Raw genomic sequence first — 16,192 nt, 5'->3', positions numbered from 1 at the left:
TCTCACCTATTGCGCGCCTAAAGATCGCACCCGCATAATGGAACGCACGTACTTCACTAACTGACTGCCATACCGCCGCAAGCCAAGCGTTCGAGTTTACAAGAGCGAACTTGTCACATATCCCCAAGAGCGGGAATCTGTTACGACATTCGCTCCAAGAAACGCGATCGGCCTCACAACGCGGCCTGTAACAGCCTAGGTGAAGGTCCGCCACGACGTTCCCCCGCTCGGGCGCAACCCTCGAATCAGTACGCTCTCGCTATCACAGCAATGACTCACGCCCCGTCGGGTCCCCGCGCCCGAGTCGGAGCCTCCGCAGTTGATCGGCACCCGCTGACAACTGCATTCGCACCACCAGTGCAGATAACCAGCCGATCACCGGCTATGCCATTCGCCGGGTAGCTCGACCTACGACCGGACCGGTCGCCATCGACAAACGTGATTTCCGCGACATTCTCGCGGAAGGGGCTTCGACGCCGGGAGTAGATGTGATTGCTGTCACGGTACTCAGCCGAAGTAGTAGAGCTCGAAGCCGACAGCGCGCGCGGCGGGGAATCCCGGCTTCGGGGCGGTCGCCATGTCGATCACCGCGCGCACCTGCTCCGCCACCGGCTCGGGGCTGAGCACCTCGAGATAGCGGCGGTGCTCGGCCAGCGAGGCGGCGGCTTGCTCGATGGTGTCGGTGACGTCGACGGCGTGGGTAGCGCTCGGGCCGACCACCGCGGCCAGCCGGGGCGACCACGGCGGTTCGGTGAGATCCGGAAAAATCCACTCGTTGCCCGCATCGGATATCGCATCGAGGGCGGCGCGGCCGACCGCCCGATGGTCGGCGCTGTTGGCATAGCCGGGAGCCCAGGTGTCGCCGAAATTGAACAGCACCACGAATTCCGGACGATGACGACGAATCACGGCGGCCAGGTCACGGCGCAGCGCAAGGGTTTCTTCGACGCGGCCGTCCGGATAGCCGAGGAATTCCACCTCGTGCACCCCGACCACCTTGGCCGCGGCGACCTCCTCGGCCTCCCGCAGCGGTCCGGCCTCCGCCGGTGGCATGCCCGCGATCCCGGCCTCGCCGGAGGTCACCAGCACGTAGCGAATGTCCTTGCCCTGCCCCGTCCAACGCGCCACCGCGGCGGCCGCACCGTATTCGATATCGTCCGGATGCGCCACGACGACGAGGCCGCGCTGCCAATCCTCGGGAACCTGCTCCACAGGGGTTATTCAAGCAGACGCCCCGAACGCGGGTGGGCCGCGCGCTGTCCGCGGCGGACGGCGCACGGCCCACCTCTCGAAACCGCGGCGCCCGAAGTCCCGGCGGGCCCGCGGGCGGACGCTACAGCTTGCTCACGGAGTTGTCCGAGCCCGCGACCGCCTTGTACAGCAGGTACAGCCCGAAGACGACCGCGCTGATCACCAGAATCGGGAACAGCCCCTTGATCAACGCACCGATGATGGCGAGCGCGATCCAGACGACCGCTACGACACCGATGATTTTCCACAACATGCCAGCCTCCAGAAGGTCTCGGGCGAACCGTCATCCGACGATCCGACTCCTCCATGCTGGCAGCCGGATAGTGATAAATCACCAGCTCAGCACCGATATCCGGGTGAAGATCAGGGTTAACCCTGACCTCTGCTCAGCATCCCGACAGCCCGTCCGATTTCCGAATTCGCCAAGTGTGACAACGGAAAACGTCGAAGTTGTCGGCCTCGCGCACCTGCGTCACTATTGGCTGTCCGCTCGCATGTATTCCGAACCTTAAGGGGGCCACCCATGACCAGGTACGCACATTATGTCGGCAGTCTTCCGGCGGACCTGATGACGGGCGATCGCGCTGTCCTGCAATGGTTTGCCGACCGCACCGCCGGCCGGCCGGTCACCGCGCTCCCCTGCGATCTGGACCCCGACTGGATCATGGACTATCTGCTGACACGCAAGCAGCATTCCGATGTCTTCGAGATCGTCCAGGACGGCGGATACGCCGACTACAGTGACTTCCCCAGCTATGGACTCCGATCCGGTCGCAAACTCGAACCGCGGCAGGTGTCGATGGACCGGGTCGAGCGCATCGGTGAAGTGGTGGCGGCGTTCGAGTCACTACAGCGCGAACAGCCACAGCTGGCCGAGACGAAAGTCCAGATAAGCCTGCCGAATCCGCTGGATCTGGCGATGTTCGTATTCGCGGGCGCGGCCGTGTCCGGCGGGCTGCCGGTCGGAAAGGCATTGCGCCACTTCGATCTCGCGGTCGCCGCGTTGCGGCAGCTGCCGGTGTTCACCGAAGCGATGGCGCAGGAGGTATCGGAGGTAGTCGCCCGTCACGGCGATCGTGTCGTCTGGCAATTGGAATCCCCCTTCGCGCTGTTGAGCATGGTCAAAGCGACACAACTGGGTTCGCGATGGGCGCTGGCCCCACTCGTGGCGCGCCAGCTCGCCGGCGTCCTCGGGCGGCTGCACGAGATCGGCGCGGAAACCGTTGTGCACCTGTGCTACGGCGACTATCAGCACGAGAGCCTGCTGTCCCCACGCAGTCTGGCTCCCGCGGTGACACTGCTCAATCGCACTGCGCGACTGCTGGATCGGCAAGGGGTGCCACTACCCGCTGTGCATGTTCCGTGTGCGTACGGCGCCGCGCCCGCACCGCTGGAACCTCGCTTCTACGCTCCCCTGCGATCATTGGCCACCGATTGGCGAGTGATCGCGGGTGTGGTCTCCACGGATTCCGTCGAGAACAGCAACCGGGCGCGTGCGCTTTTCGAGGAGGCGCTGGGTCGCAATGCCTTCGGCGTCGCCACCGCGTGCGGACTCGGACGATGCACCCCCGAGGTCGCCCGCCACGCCGCCGAAGCCACAGTCGCGGTAGCAGGGGCGGTCGAGCAGACACCCGAATAGGCGTCGTGATCAGGTAACGCGGGTGCCCCCTTGACAGTTCGCACCCGCGTTGCTGGCGTCTGGCTGGGCAAATCACTTCCGCCGCAGCGGAATCCGCGCGTTGATCGCCGCGCATCGGTCGCCAACCGCAGAAGTCAACTTTGCGAACGCCTCGCGCGGACCTGGTTTGGGCTTTACTCTAAATTTGCCGGAAGAGCGGGGTGATGCCAAACGACACCGAACAGCCTCGCCTGTCACGCCCAGGCGATTCCCTCCGATCGCGGCGCACGATCTCCACGAAAAGTGCTGCTCCGAAATGCATCCTCGGACTCCCGCCGCCGCATCCGACACCCACCCAGGCGTGCTTTGTAAGGGCCGGGTCGGTGAGCAGGTCCGATTCGGGGTATCGGCTACCCTTCAGACACCGGTTACCACCAATTGCCTGTGACCACCAAATCGACTCCGGCGGTTGAGGATTCGATACTTACCGCTACAATCTGACGAGGGCGTCGTCACGTATGGCTAACTGATGGCGACGCTCGGTCCGGGTTGATCCACCACCGTGGGACCGGAGTTGGGTTCGGTTGCTGATGTGGGCGCACAGCCCGCGTCGGTGTCCGCTGTTCCAAGGAGTGTGCAATGGCGAACGATCCGCATGTCCTCGTTGTCGGTGGCGGCCCAGCGGGGTCGACAACCGCGGCGCTGCTGGCTCGAGCAGGAATACGCGTGACGCTTCTGGAACGAGATACGTTCCCGCGGTATCACATTGGTGAGTCGATGCTCGCATCATGCCTGTCCACGCTGCGTCTTTCCGGCGCGTTCGACAAGGTCGCGGCGCATGGCTTCCAGATCAAGCGGGGCGGCTATTTCCAGTGGCAGAACGATAACTGGCTGTTGGACTGGTCCCAGCTCGTTGATGCCGAAGCCTGGTCCTACCAGGTCGAGCGCGACGCATTCGACGACATTCTGCTGCGCAACGCGGCCGAACAAGGCGCGCAGGTGATCGAGAACGCCAACGTCGAGAACGTGATTTTCGATGGTGACCGCCCGGTAGCCGTCGAATGGACCGGCCCCGGTGACACCGGCACTCGGACCACCGAATTCGATTTCCTCGTCGACGCCTCGGGACGATACGGCCTGCTGGCCAAGCGGCGCTTCAATATGCGTCGGCAGCACCCCGCGTTCCGCAATGTCGCGGTCTGGTCGTATTGGGAAGGCGCACGCCTGCACCCGGACAGCCCGGAAGGCGCGATCAATGTCGTATCCACCCCCGAGGGCGGCTGGTTCTGGCATATCCCCCTATCCAGTGGCCGATTCAGCGTCGGCTATGTGGTTTCCGCGCGCAAGGCGGGCGAGCGACTACGCGAGCAGGGTCGAGATGCCTACTACCTCAACACGATTCGCGACAGCAAGGCCATGAGCGCATTGCTCGAAGGCGCGGAGCAGGTCGCCGAGGTCAAGGCCGAGCAGGACTATTCCTATGTGTCGGACCGGTTCTGCGGTCCGGGCTACGCCCTCGTCGGTGACTCCGCGGCCTTCCTCGATCCGCTGCTGTCCACTGGCGTGCACCTGGCGACATATGGCGGGCTCGTCGCCGCGGCAGCGATCGCGACCACCCTGCGCGGCGAGATGAGCGAGACCGACGCGATGGCCTTCTACGAGCACACTGCCCGACGGGCCTACTCACGGTTCCTCGTGTTGGTCTCGCGTATGTACGAACAGTACATCGGTTCCGACGAATACTTCTCGCACGCAGACAAACTCACCGAGGCGCACGAAGGCGACACCCCCGAGGTGTCGTTCACCCGGATCATGGCCGGGCTCACCGATGTGGACGAATCCTCGGGAGAGCAAGGGCTCACCCCGACCGACACCATCGCCTCCGAGCTCACCGAGACCGAAAAACTGCACGCGGAGTCGGCCAACCTCGAGTACATGGGTCATCTGGACATGTCGGTCGTCTGGGATCACTGGCGTGACCCGCTGGCGGACACAGTGCTCAACGATGTGCGGATCACCACCGAACCGGTACTCGGCCTGACCACGCGGCCCCGCGACGCCGCCGAGGTCGAGGCGATCGCGCGGCCGGTGCTTCCCCCGAAGGCGGCCGACGTCCCCGTACTCTAGTTCCGGTCTTCGTGAAAACCACAGCGCGAAGCCGGTCACAATGACGATCACGCGCTCCGACCCCGAACCACCGGGCGATTCCTCGGTCGGTGGTTCGGCCCCTCGGACAGCCATACAACAGATCGCACGCTTCGGCCATCCGATCACCCGGCGGCTACTGGCCAGCGACGACTTCACCCAGCCGAGACTCGAGGCCATAATCGGCACGGATCTGCAGGTGCGGGTGCTGCGCCAGGACGAACTCGCGGCCGAGCAGCTACCAGCCACCGTTGCCGACGCATTAGGATTGGCCGGTCCCGACCGCGTCATCGTCCGTCGCTCGTGTCTGATCAATGCCGACATGGTGACCGCATCGGTCAACTATGTCGTCGCCGTGAGCGGGTCAGCGGCCGCGGCAGGCACCGACGATCTGCACGTGCCTATCGGACGCGGCTTGATTTCTCGGGGTCTGTCCCAGCGGCGACATGTGCTGCGGGCGGGCGTCACGAGATGGCCCGATGGTCGCCTCTGCGCGGCCAAGGCGTACGTCATCATGCTCGGAGATCATCAGCCGCTGTGCTATATCCGCGAGATATTCAATCCCAGCGTTGTGCCACCGGAGCATGCCCCGATCTCGGATGAAGATCTGAGTTGGGCCGATGAGCCGGATTACACCCGATCACAACCGGCCCACCCCTCGACAGCACGCCAGGGTGGCTGCGATACCGAGTCGCCGCGCGCCGGCGGACAGTGTTCGCGCGCCCTGCCCGCGCTGGTCCATCCGCGCGAATCCGACTCGCTCACTGCCGATTTGGCCGCCGCAGCGTGCGGGCAGGCATTCGTAGTACATCTCGGCGCCCGCACTTCCGCCGCCCTGGATGTCACGACACTGCCCGCCCGCCGCGCGCTGGCGATCAGTGCCGCCGCAGTACTGAAGCACGGGCTGGACACGCCGATCGTGACCATCGGCCAACTGCGTTACGACGGCGAACCATGCGGTGTGCCGGCCGATTCCGGCTCTTTGGCGGGAGGCCGGCTGCCGGAGGGTTACCGCCGGGCCGCGGCACTGCTCGAAAATTGGCGCGTCTCGAACCCACCGATCGCGCTCTGCACGAACCTGCTGCACGGCGCCGCGGACCACTACCCGGCGTCGGTGGCACGCGATCTGTTGGTCGAGGTCGCCGCAATGCTCCCCATCGCGGCAAGCGCACCGGCGGCATCCCGCGAGCTGTACAGTTCCATTACGCCCCTTCATATCTCGCGCGCGGCCAAGCCCTGCGATTCGAATGCGACTCGACCTCGGCTGACGCGGCCGGAATGGGACCGCTCGACCCAACTGCTCTGGATCGGCGATCGAAACCACGAATTCACCACCCAGCACCTGTCTTTCGCCGCCCGCGTCCGCAACCCGCTGGCGGTAACCCTCGGCCCCACCGCGACGCCGGACTATGTCGAGTTCCTGTGCCGATACTTGAATCCCAACCGTCGGCCCGGTCGGCTCACGCTCGTCCCCGCGCTGTCGGGCGCCCGTACCGCCGACGCACTTCCCGCGTTGTTCGAGGCGGCCGCCCGATGCGGTACCCCGGTGTGCTGGGTGTGTGATCCGATGCATGCCGACGATACCGCCGCCGCGATCCACACCTTCGTCAGCGCGTGCCGGACCACGGGGACCGCACCGGCCGGCCTGCACCTCGATTGCGAACCCCGAAATCGCCTCGATACCAGACTCGATACCGGACGGGCATTGCACTGTGTCATCACCACACTGAGCGCGATGTGGGCAAGCTGATCGGCGCACGCCCGTCGAATCGCGAGGGAGAAGTAAGTGCAAAGTAGTCAAATCGTCTTGGTCCTAATGGATCTCGCCCTCATCATGACGGCGGCTCGGATCTTGGGGTGGCTGGCCGAACGCGTCGGCCAGCCCGCGGTGATCGGGGAGATCACCGCCGGAATACTCGCGGGCCCGACCGTATTGGGGCCGCATCTGTCGGACATGTTGTTTCCGCACGAGATCCGCTCATATCTGACCCTGCTCGCCAATGTGGGCGTCGCCGTGTTCATGTTCGTCGCCGGACTGGAACTCGACCGCGGCGTATTCGCGGGCAGCCGACGGTCGATCCCGGCGGTATCGGTCGCCGCCTACGCCGTGCCGTTCGTCTTGGGATGTGGCATCGCCGCGACCGCGCTCGCGCGCCACCGAACCGGTGACCTACCGAGCTTCACGCTGTTCATCGGCTGTGCCCTGGCGGTGACCGCATTTCCGGTATTGGCCCGGATCCTGCACGATCGTGGGCTGACACGCACCGGAATCGGTCAGCTCAGCCTCGCCTGTGCGGCGCTGGTCGACATCTTCGCCTGGACGGCGCTGGCCGTCGTGCTGGCCGTCGCGCATCCTGGAACGGGCAGCCAGTGGCGACTGGCGCTTCTGGTGCCTGTTGTAGCTGTGACGTGGTGGATCGTGCGTCCGGCATTGGCGCGGATCGCCGCGGCGGGCACCGAGCAGACGATGATCGTGGTCGGTGTCGGCGGCGCGCTGCTGCTCGGCGCGATAACCGAATGGATCGGACTGCATTTGATCTTCGGTGCTTTCGCCTTCGGTGTGGTGTTTCCGCGCGCGCGACGCGAGGCGGTCGAATCCGGTGCCCGGATTCTGAGCCTGGTGCTGCTGCCTGGGTTCTTCGTCGTGGCGGGGCTCGCGGTCGACCTCGGGGCGATCGACCGAGCCGCCGTCGGCGAGTTGGTGGTGATCATGGTGGTCGCCGTCGCGGGGAAGCTCGGAAGTGTTTATGTGGCCGGGCGACTGACCGGTCTGACATCGCGATCGGCGGCGGCGTTGGCGGCATTGCTGAACACTCGCGGATTGACCGAGCTCGTCATACTCAACGTCGGGCTCAGCACGGGACTCATTGGCCCACAACTATATTCGGTCCTGGTGGTGATGGCCTTGGTGACGACGGCGATGACGGCGCCGCTGCTGCGGCTGATCGGTGTCCACGAGAAGCCTCCGGTCGATCCAGCCACTCCGGTCAACCGCTTGCCCATCGGCGGTCCGGTCGATTAGTCGTCGACGACACGCTCGAACCAACCGGGTAGCAACCAGGTTCCCCGGGCAGCGCCGTCTGCCCGTTGCTATGTTGCTAGCGTGGGCGAGTCGCCAGGTTCCGGAAAGGTCCTAGCAAGGGTGTGTCGTTTCGAATGCTCGACGACGCACCGATGACCTTGTTCGAGGAACCTGCCCGCGCTCATTGATTCAGTCTTTGTCGAATTCTGTTCCACCGTTTGGAGTAACGTCTTTGACCACACCGCATCCCCCTACGTCCGATCCGCACACGGGCACGAACGGAGTTTGCCCCGTCCAGCACGGATCATCGAGTATTACCGGTGAGCGGATTCCGCTGTACACCCCGGAGTTCGTCGCCGATCCGCACCACGCCTATGACGAAATGCGGCGCAAGTACGGCACACTGGTTCCGATCGAGTTGGCCCCCGGAGTGCCGGCCACACTCGTGATCGGCTACGCGACCGCAGTGCGAATCCTCAACGACCCCACTCACTTTCCCGCCGACCCCCGCATCTGGCAGAAGACCGTCCCCGAGGACTGCCCGGTGCGGCCGATGATGGCCTGGCTCCCGGCCGCACGCAACAACGACGGACCTACCCACGCCCGCTATCGGGATGCCTCCGTCGCGAGCATCGACGGAATCGATGTGCACGGACTGCCTTCGACCATCGAGCAGATCGCCATCCCACTGATCAACACCTTCTGCAAGGCCGGAAACGCCAATCTGGTTACCCAGTACGCATTTCCGCTCGTCCTCGGCGTCCTGAACCAAATGGTCGGCTGCCCACCCGACATCGGGCAGCGCGTCGCCAGCGGCATGGCGGCACGCTTCGACACGGTCCGTAGCGCCCAGGGCATGGCAATGCTCAAAGAGGCACTACTGGAGCTGATCCAACTCAAACGCGACCATCCCGGCGACGACGTCACCTCACGGCTGGCACACCACCCGGCCGCCATGGACGACATAGAAATCTTCGCCCAGTTGATGAGCTTCTACGGCGCCGGATTCGAAGCGCAACGCAATCTGATCACGAATGCGCTGCTGCTGATGATCACCGACGACCGGTTCAAGTGCGCGGACGTCCTCGGACGAAACCTGTCGACGATCACGGCGATCGACGAAGTTCTGTTCAACGACCCGCCGATGGCGAACTTCTGCACAACTTATCCGCGCCAGCCGATCATGGTCGACGATATCTGGTTGCCCGCGGACCAACCGGTCGTCATCAGCCTCACCGGCTGCAATAACGATCCACAGATCCGCGGCGACGACGACGCCGACGGACGACGTCTCGGCAATCGCTCGCACCTGGCGTGGAGTGCCGGTCCGCACGCCTGCCCGGCCAAAGGCGTTGCGTACCTTACTGTTCAGTACGCCATCGATCAGCTCTTCGACGCACTTCCCGACATTCAGCTCGGGGTGCCCGCGGATCAGCTGATCTGGCGACCCGGTCCGTTCCACCGTGCGATGGCGGCATTCCCCGTCGTTTTCACACCGTCGGCGCCGATGAAAATCATGTAGCCGTCGGGCCGAGATCGTCGATGATTCGGCGATCTCGGCCCTGGGCTCGGCAGAGTTCTCAGGGAGGCGGGAACTCCGGGAACGGAGCGGACTTCGGGAAGACGACCGGCAGCGCGGTCAACGCGCGGTGGAACGGCCCGGTGCGCCAACCGAGTTCGGCGGCGGGACCGGCCAACTCGATCTCGGGCAGGGCATCGAGCAGTTGGTCGATCGCGTCCTGAGCGATCAGGTAGGCGGCGTCCTGTGCCGGGCACATGTGTGGTCCGGCGCTGAAGGCCAGGTGTGAACGATTGCCATCCCGCTCGACGCCGTCGGCGGCATTGACGGTGGGATCGCTGTTGCACGCCGCCATGCTGATGACGACCGGCTGGTGCGCGGGCAACCACACACCATTGAGCAGGATCGGTTGCCGGGGATAGGAAATGCAGTAGTTCGCCAACGGCGGGTCGGTGAACAGCACTTCGTCCAGCGCATCCCGGGTCGAGAGACTACCGCTGTGCATGCCCGCGGCGAATCGATCGTCGGTCAACATCAGCCGCAACGCGTTGCCGATGAGGTGGACCAGCGGCTCGACCCCGATCGCGTAATGCGTCACCAACTGCTGGATCACTTCCTCATCGGTCAGACTGCTCGGGTGACGCATCAATCGAGTCGTGATGTCGTCACCGGGCTCCTCCCGCTTGCGTTCGGTGTGCAGTCGCAGCGCCTCGTGCAGCATGCGGTCGCCCGCACCGACCTCGGCCCCGGCATCGAACATGGCGTCCAACGCCGCCGCGACCCGCGCGCCGATATCGGCGTCGACTCCCAGCATGCTGTTCACCGCGGTGAACACCAGCGGAAAAACGTAGCGCTGCAACACATCAGCGTGTCCATCGGCACAAAACGTATTGATCAGCGGGATCGCGATCTGCTCGATTACAGCGTGCATGCCGAGCAGATCGACGTCATTGATCGCCGCGCTGGTGGACTCGCGGTAGCGTTTATGTTCCTGCCCGTCGGTGCGCAGGGCATTCTCCCGACGCTTCATCATGCCGAGCACCGGGCACTCGGCCGGGATGTTTCGCTCCCAGGTCCGGGGATCCGCCGGGAAGTGGTCCGGATCGGTCAGGATGCGGACCGCGGTGTAGTAGCCGATCACCAAAGTGGCCGGTACGCCCGGGGCGAGATCCACCGGCACCAGCGAACCGAACTTCTTGCGCATCTGCCCGTAGGCCCGGTGCGGGTCGGCGGCGAATTCCGGGGTGTACATCACGATGCGCGGCCCGGCCCCGAAGCCCGGTGAGCCGCCGACCGAGGACCGTGATTCCGGTGGGTGATGCGTATGCGTAGCCACAGATGAACTCCGAACTTTTGAAAACTAAAGAACCTTGACAATCGAGCGGACCCAGCACTGACCTCAGTTACGTCACAGCGGCGAGCTTCGGCAGGTTGATGACTACGGATTACGAACAAACTGCTCGCACGACTTCAGTCGCGCCGATCTGCCCCACGTGGGCAGCACGTGTGGTGCGGGTCATGAGCTTCCTGCCGGTGCTCATGATCCAAATCCGTTGCCCCAGACCAGTTCTTGAGTGTCCGCCGTCATGATAGCCACCGCTCATGAGACGCGCAGCCCCAACGGTCCTTCGAGCAAGCATTCGCCCGGGTTCAGTCGATCAGGGCTACCCCGACCGGCGTCATTCGGCTCGTTTGTTGCGACCTACAGCAATCTTGCGGACCACGGTCAGGACGGTGACCACCATGACCGTCACCAGCTCCAGAAGGTTCCAGGCGATCGGATCCTCCGGTGTCGACTCGGCCGCCACGGCCTGCGGTCGGTGCGGGGTAGTGCGGATCGGTGTTTCCGGGACGATCGCGAGTGCCGGTGCGGCTGGGGGGAATTCCGGTGGGGCGATCAGCGCGGCCGGGGCGGGTATCACCGGAGCGGGCGGCGGTGGGCCGAGTTGGAGTGGAATGCCTGGCGCATCCGGTTCAGGGGCGGGGAGTAGCAGCAGACAGGTCAGCACTGCGCTGCCGGTCATCGCGCTGCCGACGACGACGCTGCCGAGGCCGGATCCGCTCGAACCGACCGAACCGGTGCCGATCAAACCGGAGCCGGTTATGCCGCTGCCGGTCGCAAGTCCGAGCAGTATTGTCGCGCTGCCGATTACGGCGCTGCCGGTGCAGGCGGTTTGGACGCTGCCCGGGTCGAGGCCGAGTGATTGGCCCGCTCCGGCCGTCGCATCCGCATGCCCGCCGACGGGCGGGTCATCGGCGCCGACGTCGATGCCGCCTGTGCCGGTCGCCGCGCCACCCCGCTTCGCATTGCCCGACATCGCCGTCCCCGGTGCCGCACTTCCGGTCGTGACACCCCTGGGTTCGAGATCCAAGACGCCGCCGTAGGAGCTGCTCCCGGAATCCGCAGCCGCACTTCCGGTCCCAGTTGCGCCGACAGCAGCACTCCCGGTGGCGATATCACCGATGACCGGCCACTCGGGGCCCGCCGAATCCGCGGCCACCGGCCCACCCGCGAACAACGGCACCACCGTCGCCACCGCCAATCCGAGTGCGGCCCTTCGTCTTTGCACAACAAATGCCATGTTGCCGATATCCCATCCGTCGCAGCTGCGCAGGTCTCGGGCGGTCCGTCAGGTGATGTGCGCGTAGCGGGACACGGCGTATTCGAAGGCGTCCTTCGGGACACTGTTTCCGCCGGAGAACGGCCGGTCGAGGCTGTAGATCGCCAGCACCGTCATGCCGACGACGACACCGAGCAGCGCGGTCATCAGCACACTGCGTTTGGTGACCTCCACACCCGACAGCACCGCGGTGCACAGCAGCAGGACGGTGCCGAACCACAGCGCCGCATAAAGGAATACCGGCATCTGATAACTCGCGTCGATGGCCCGGTCCTGGCGTGCCTCGGCAGCCGCGTCGAGGCTGGCCATGGCACTCGTGCGCAGATCCGCGACGTCCGGATCCGTCGTATTCACCGACATGACGGCATCGCGCAGGCTGTCGAACGTGTCCTGGGTGGGCTGACTCAACCGCCGGTCCGCCTGCATGACCGGCCACTCCCGCGTGAGCACCTGATCGGTGTAATCCCGCACCAGATCCTGGATCTGGCGATGCTCGGGATCCGGCATGGAATGCGCGGTCGAATAGGTATCCACCAGCGCCTTCGCCTCGGCAATGGTGTGATTGCGCGCGTTGTCGTACTCCTGCCAGCAGATCACCACCAAGAAGGCGACCACCGCCAGGAAGAGCGTGTTGATCAGTTCGAGTACGAGGGAACCGGCCGCTTCCTCGTCGGCCGAGACCCAAGACTTCGGTCGCAACCGATCTCCGATCACGAAGATGGCCACAGCGATAATCGCTGCAAGGACGGGCACGATGAATATGAACAGCATGAAGCGACGCACCTCCCGGAACCCACCAACCAGATCGCCGCCGCATGACGCGGCTCGCCGAGGTCGAACTCAACAGCGTCGATCAACTGTTATTCGGAGCCGAGGCCCGGATGGATGGCGTCCCAACACATTCCGCGTGTCGCGGGACGGAATGTCCATGGAAAGTGGTGCTACTCAGGGCATATCGATGATCTCGACCCAGTTGGGATCACGACCGAGATCGAGTTGGTCACCGGGTCAGCGCGCCAGTGTCCGGATTGATCGTGTACGGGTGATCGCATTGAACTTCGCGCCCGCGGCGATCAAGTAGCGTCCGCGCGGATCGATGCAGAACCCGCAGGGCTGTGCCTCGGTCGGCGTGGATCCGATCGGCGTCAATGCACCGGTGGCATCGGCCACCAGGAAGCCCGCGATCGTGCTCGATGTTCGCTCGGCGGCACAGAGATAGCGGCCGTCCGGCGTGATGGACAGATCCGAGGTGGCCGGTGCGCCGCCCGCGAAATCGGGCGGCAGCACCGAGTCCGAGTGCTGCAGGGTCAGGGTGCCGTGGTCGGGATCGAAGCGCGGCACTTCCCATTTCGGATCAGGCGTCGAATTCGATACGTCGGATGGTGCCCATACCGATGAGCGCGACCACGGCGAGCAGCCCGTGTGCCGATACGAACCACAGCGCGGTATCGAACGAGCCGGTCGAGGAAACCAGATAGCCGATGACGATCGGGGTGACAATGCCCGCGATATTGCCGAAAGCATTCATGGTGGAGCTCACGAAGCTGACCGCTTGCGCCGGTGCGATATCCGTAGTGATCGCCCAGCCCAGGGAACCGATGCCCTTGCCGAAGAAGGCCACGATCAAGATCGCCACGATCACAGTCGTGCTGTCGCTGAAGTTGGACAGCGCGATGAGGGTGGCGAGCAACATGCCCACGGCCGCCGGGATTTTGCGCGCCGCCGTCAGTGATCGGCCGCGACGCAATAGGGCATCGGACAGGATGCCGCCCACCAGGCCACCGATGAAGGCCGCAAGCGCGGGGAGTGCGGCGACGAATCCCACATGCACCAGCGACAGGCCGCGTCCCTTGTTCAGATAGATCGGGAACCAGGTGATGAAGAAGTAGGTCAGTGCGTTGACCGCGTACTGGAAGACATAGACGCCCCACAGCGGCCGGGTGGAGAAGACGCGCACAAGCATGCGCCGATCGAGTCGCGTGCGTCGAGTCGCGTTCTCGCCCTTGGTCGTATCGAGATCGACCAGCGCACCACCGGAAACGATCGCATCGAGTTCGGCCGGGGTGACGCGGCGGTGCGCACGCGGCGGAAACAGCCAGCGCCACCAGAACACGGCCAAGCTGAAGCCGAGCACACCGAGCAGTACGAATACCCAGCGCCAGCCGAATTGATTCGTGATCCAGGCCATCACCGGGGCGAACATTACGGTCGCGAAATACTGTGCCGAATTGAAAACCGCTGTTGCCCGGCCACGTTCGGCGGTCGGGAACCACGTGGTCGATACCCGTGCATTACCGGGGAAGGCCGGTGATTCGAATACGCCGAGCAGCAATCGCAGCCCGAATACGATCGACAATGCGACCAGCACCGGCGTGGTGATCAGGCCGACCAGGCTGGTCGCCGCGGTGACCAGCGTCCACAATGCCAGGCTCGCCGCATAGACCCGTCGCGCGCCGAATCTGTCGAGCAGCATCCCGCCGGGCAATTGCGCGACGACATAGGCCCAGCTGAATGCCGAGAAGATGTAGCCGAGTTGGACGGTGGAAAACCCGAGATCCGCCCGGACCGCGCTGCCCGTGATCGACAGGCTGCTGCGATCTGCGTAATTGACGGCGGTGATGATGAATAAGAGCCCGAGCACGAGATAGCGCGTGGGAATGCGACGACCGCGTCGCTGTTCGGTGGGTGCCACCCCTGCGCGGGCGCCACCGACGGCAGGCATATTCTCACGTTTCAACATCACTGTCCTCCTGTGACCGGCCGGTGTGCGCCGGATCACCCTGCAATGGGTGTGAAAGGAGGCTAAAGGTCGGAAGCGATACCCGTCGAACACCAATTCGGTATTGAGCGATACCCGAACGAGAGGGTGCCGGTCGGAGAGAGCATAGTCGGATCCGATGCCATTCGAGTATCAGTTGATTTCAAAACAGTGTTGGACCGGCATCAGGTACCGGACCTAACCTCCAGAGAAATCAGCAATTTCCGTCGCCAGGAGGATATTCGTGCCGCAGCTATCCGCCGAGGAATTGGGACCCGCGCTGGGGCGCGGATTGCTCTCGTTCCCGGTCACCCATTTCGACGCCGAACTGAACTTCGACGAGCGGGCCTATCGGGATCACATCGGCTGGCTGTCCCGATACGAGGTCGCGGGCCTGTTCGCGGCCGGTGGCACGGGCGAAGGCTTCGCCCTGACCAGTGCGGAGATCGATCGTGTGGTACGCGCCGCGGTGGCCGAAACCGCCGGACGGGTTCCGGTGATCGCGCCCGCGACGGCGGGCACCAGGGTGGCGGTGGAGCAGGCCCGCGCGGCCGAGGCGGCGGGTGCGGACGGAATCCTGCTGCTGCCGCCCTATCTCGTGGAAGCCTCGCCGGACGGGCTGGTCGAACATGTGACCCAAGTGTGTGCGGCGACCTCGCTCGGGGTGATCTTCTACAGCCGCGCCAATGCCGCCTGCGATGACGTGACGGTGGCCGAGATGGCCGAGCGCAGCCCGAACCTCATCGGGTTCAAGGACGGCGTCGGCAATATCGAGTCGCTGACACGGATCTACGCCCGGATGGGCGATCGGCTGACCTACATCGGCGGCCTGCCCACCGCGGAAACATTCGCACTCCCCTACACCGAAATGGGTGTGACCACCTACTCCTCGGCGATCTTCAATTTCGCACCCGAATTCGCGCTCGATTTCTATCGCGCGGTCCGCGACCGCGATCGCGCGACCGTCTACACGCACCTGCGCGACTTCGTCATCCCCTACCTGGACATCCGCGACCGCCGCCCCGGCTACGCGGTATCGATCATCAAGGCCGGTCTCACCGCGGCCGGCAGACCATCCAGCCGAGTCCGCCCGCCGCTCACCAACCTCACCGAGGCCGAACTCGCCGAGCTGACCACCCTCGTGAAGACGATCGCCTGACCCCCGAAGGACTCTCAATGACCGTGTCAAGCCGTAGCAGTGGCGGGAGTCGGTGTGTCGAGGCTGAATTCGCGCCCGTCTCGCAGCAGTGCCCACAGC

13 protein-coding genes are annotated in these 16,192 nt (G+C 64.7%); 6 read left to right on the top strand and 7 right to left on the bottom strand.

The features are described from left to right. Positions 1-507 precede the first annotated feature (507 nt). Together ACIBW7_RS42320 and ACIBW7_RS42315 are read right to left on the bottom strand one after the other, a co-directional pair. Entirely contained in the window at positions 508-1,212 is a 705-nt protein-coding gene (locus tag ACIBW7_RS42320; RefSeq protein ID WP_397056665.1) for a PIG-L deacetylase family protein, read from the bottom strand. 121 nt (positions 1,213-1,333) lie between these two features. After that, positions 1,334-1,504: a hypothetical protein gene (locus ACIBW7_RS42315; RefSeq protein WP_040692895.1), complete on the bottom strand. Its 171-nt coding sequence runs from the start codon at positions 1,502-1,504 to the stop codon at positions 1,334-1,336. Positions 1,505-1,774: 270 nt separating this feature from the next. Here ACIBW7_RS42315 and ACIBW7_RS42310 point away from each other — a divergent pair, with 270 nt between their 5' ends. From ACIBW7_RS42310 to ACIBW7_RS42290, 5 genes are all read left to right on the top strand, one after another. Next, positions 1,775-2,890: a hypothetical protein gene (locus tag ACIBW7_RS42310; RefSeq protein ID WP_397056663.1), complete on the top strand. Its 1,116-nt coding sequence runs from the start codon at positions 1,775-1,777 to the stop codon at positions 2,888-2,890. A gap of 618 nt (positions 2,891-3,508) precedes the next feature. Then, positions 3,509-4,996: an NAD(P)/FAD-dependent oxidoreductase gene (locus ACIBW7_RS42305; RefSeq protein WP_397056661.1), complete on the top strand. Its 1,488-nt coding sequence runs from the start codon at positions 3,509-3,511 to the stop codon at positions 4,994-4,996. Positions 4,997-5,036: 40 nt separating this feature from the next. Further along, on the top strand, positions 5,037-6,764 hold the full coding sequence (locus ACIBW7_RS42300; protein WP_397056659.1) for a 3-deoxy-7-phosphoheptulonate synthase: 1,728 nt from the start codon (positions 5,037-5,039) through the stop codon (positions 6,762-6,764). Between the two features lie 36 nt (positions 6,765-6,800). After that, positions 6,801-8,036: a cation:proton antiporter gene (locus ACIBW7_RS42295; protein WP_397056657.1), complete on the top strand. Its 1,236-nt coding sequence runs from the start codon at positions 6,801-6,803 to the stop codon at positions 8,034-8,036. 232 nt (positions 8,037-8,268) lie between these two features. Further along, complete coding sequence (locus ACIBW7_RS42290) at positions 8,269-9,558, top strand: cytochrome P450 (RefSeq protein WP_397056655.1); 1,290 nt, start codon at positions 8,269-8,271, stop codon at positions 9,556-9,558. A 58-nt stretch (positions 9,559-9,616) separates the two neighbouring features. On the opposite strand, the gene ACIBW7_RS42285 is transcribed toward ACIBW7_RS42290, so the two are convergent. The 5 genes from ACIBW7_RS42285 to ACIBW7_RS42265 form a co-directional block, all read right to left on the bottom strand. Next, positions 9,617-10,891: a cytochrome P450 gene (locus tag ACIBW7_RS42285; protein ID WP_397056653.1), complete on the bottom strand. Its 1,275-nt coding sequence runs from the start codon at positions 10,889-10,891 to the stop codon at positions 9,617-9,619. A 343-nt stretch (positions 10,892-11,234) separates the two neighbouring features. Then, entirely contained in the window at positions 11,235-12,125 is an 891-nt protein-coding gene (locus tag ACIBW7_RS42280) for a hypothetical protein (protein WP_397056651.1), read from the bottom strand. A 60-nt stretch (positions 12,126-12,185) separates the two neighbouring features. Next, the gene (locus tag ACIBW7_RS42275; protein WP_397056649.1) at positions 12,186-12,947 is read right to left on the bottom strand and encodes a DUF4239 domain-containing protein; all 762 of its coding nucleotides are present in this window, start codon (positions 12,945-12,947) and stop codon (positions 12,186-12,188) included. Between the two features lie 237 nt (positions 12,948-13,184). Then, the gene (locus ACIBW7_RS42270; RefSeq protein ID WP_397056647.1) at positions 13,185-13,517 is read right to left on the bottom strand and encodes a lactonase family protein; all 333 of its coding nucleotides are present in this window, start codon (positions 13,515-13,517) and stop codon (positions 13,185-13,187) included. A gap of 13 nt (positions 13,518-13,530) precedes the next feature. Continuing rightward, on the bottom strand, positions 13,531-14,916 hold the full coding sequence (locus tag ACIBW7_RS42265) for an MFS transporter (RefSeq protein ID WP_397056645.1): 1,386 nt from the start codon (positions 14,914-14,916) through the stop codon (positions 13,531-13,533). 262 nt (positions 14,917-15,178) lie between these two features. Between ACIBW7_RS42265 and kdgD the strand changes: the two genes are divergently transcribed. Next, entirely contained in the window at positions 15,179-16,093 is a 915-nt protein-coding gene (gene kdgD, locus ACIBW7_RS42260) for a 5-dehydro-4-deoxyglucarate dehydratase (RefSeq protein ID WP_397056643.1), read from the top strand. Positions 16,094-16,192: the final 99 nt, after the last annotated feature.

This window comes from Nocardia sp. NPDC049526 (assembly GCF_044465765.1).
Lineage (GTDB): Bacteria > Actinomycetota > Actinomycetes > Mycobacteriales > Mycobacteriaceae > Nocardia.
The sequence above is the reverse complement of the archived record's forward strand: the minus strand, read 5'-3'. Positions and strand labels throughout refer to the sequence as shown.

Bases quoted from the DNA above. Each gene is read 5' to 3' on its own strand.
- ACIBW7_RS42315 (WP_040692895.1), bottom strand. From the start codon at position 1,504: ATGTTGTGGAAAATCATCGGTGTCGTAGCGGTCGTCTGGATCGCGCTC.
- ACIBW7_RS42305 (WP_397056661.1), top strand. From the start codon at position 3,509: ATGGCGAACGATCCGCATGTCCTCGTTGTCGGTGGCGGCCCAGCGGGG.
- ACIBW7_RS42310 (WP_397056663.1), top strand. From the start codon at position 1,775: ATGACCAGGTACGCACATTATGTCGGCAGTCTTCCGGCGGACCTGATG.
- ACIBW7_RS42265 (WP_397056645.1), bottom strand. From the start codon at position 14,916: ATGTTGAAACGTGAGAATATGCCTGCCGTCGGTGGCGCCCGCGCAGGG.
- ACIBW7_RS42275 (WP_397056649.1), bottom strand. From the start codon at position 12,947: ATGCTGTTCATATTCATCGTGCCCGTCCTTGCAGCGATTATCGCTGTG.
- ACIBW7_RS42300 (WP_397056659.1), top strand. From the start codon at position 5,037: ATGACGATCACGCGCTCCGACCCCGAACCACCGGGCGATTCCTCGGTC.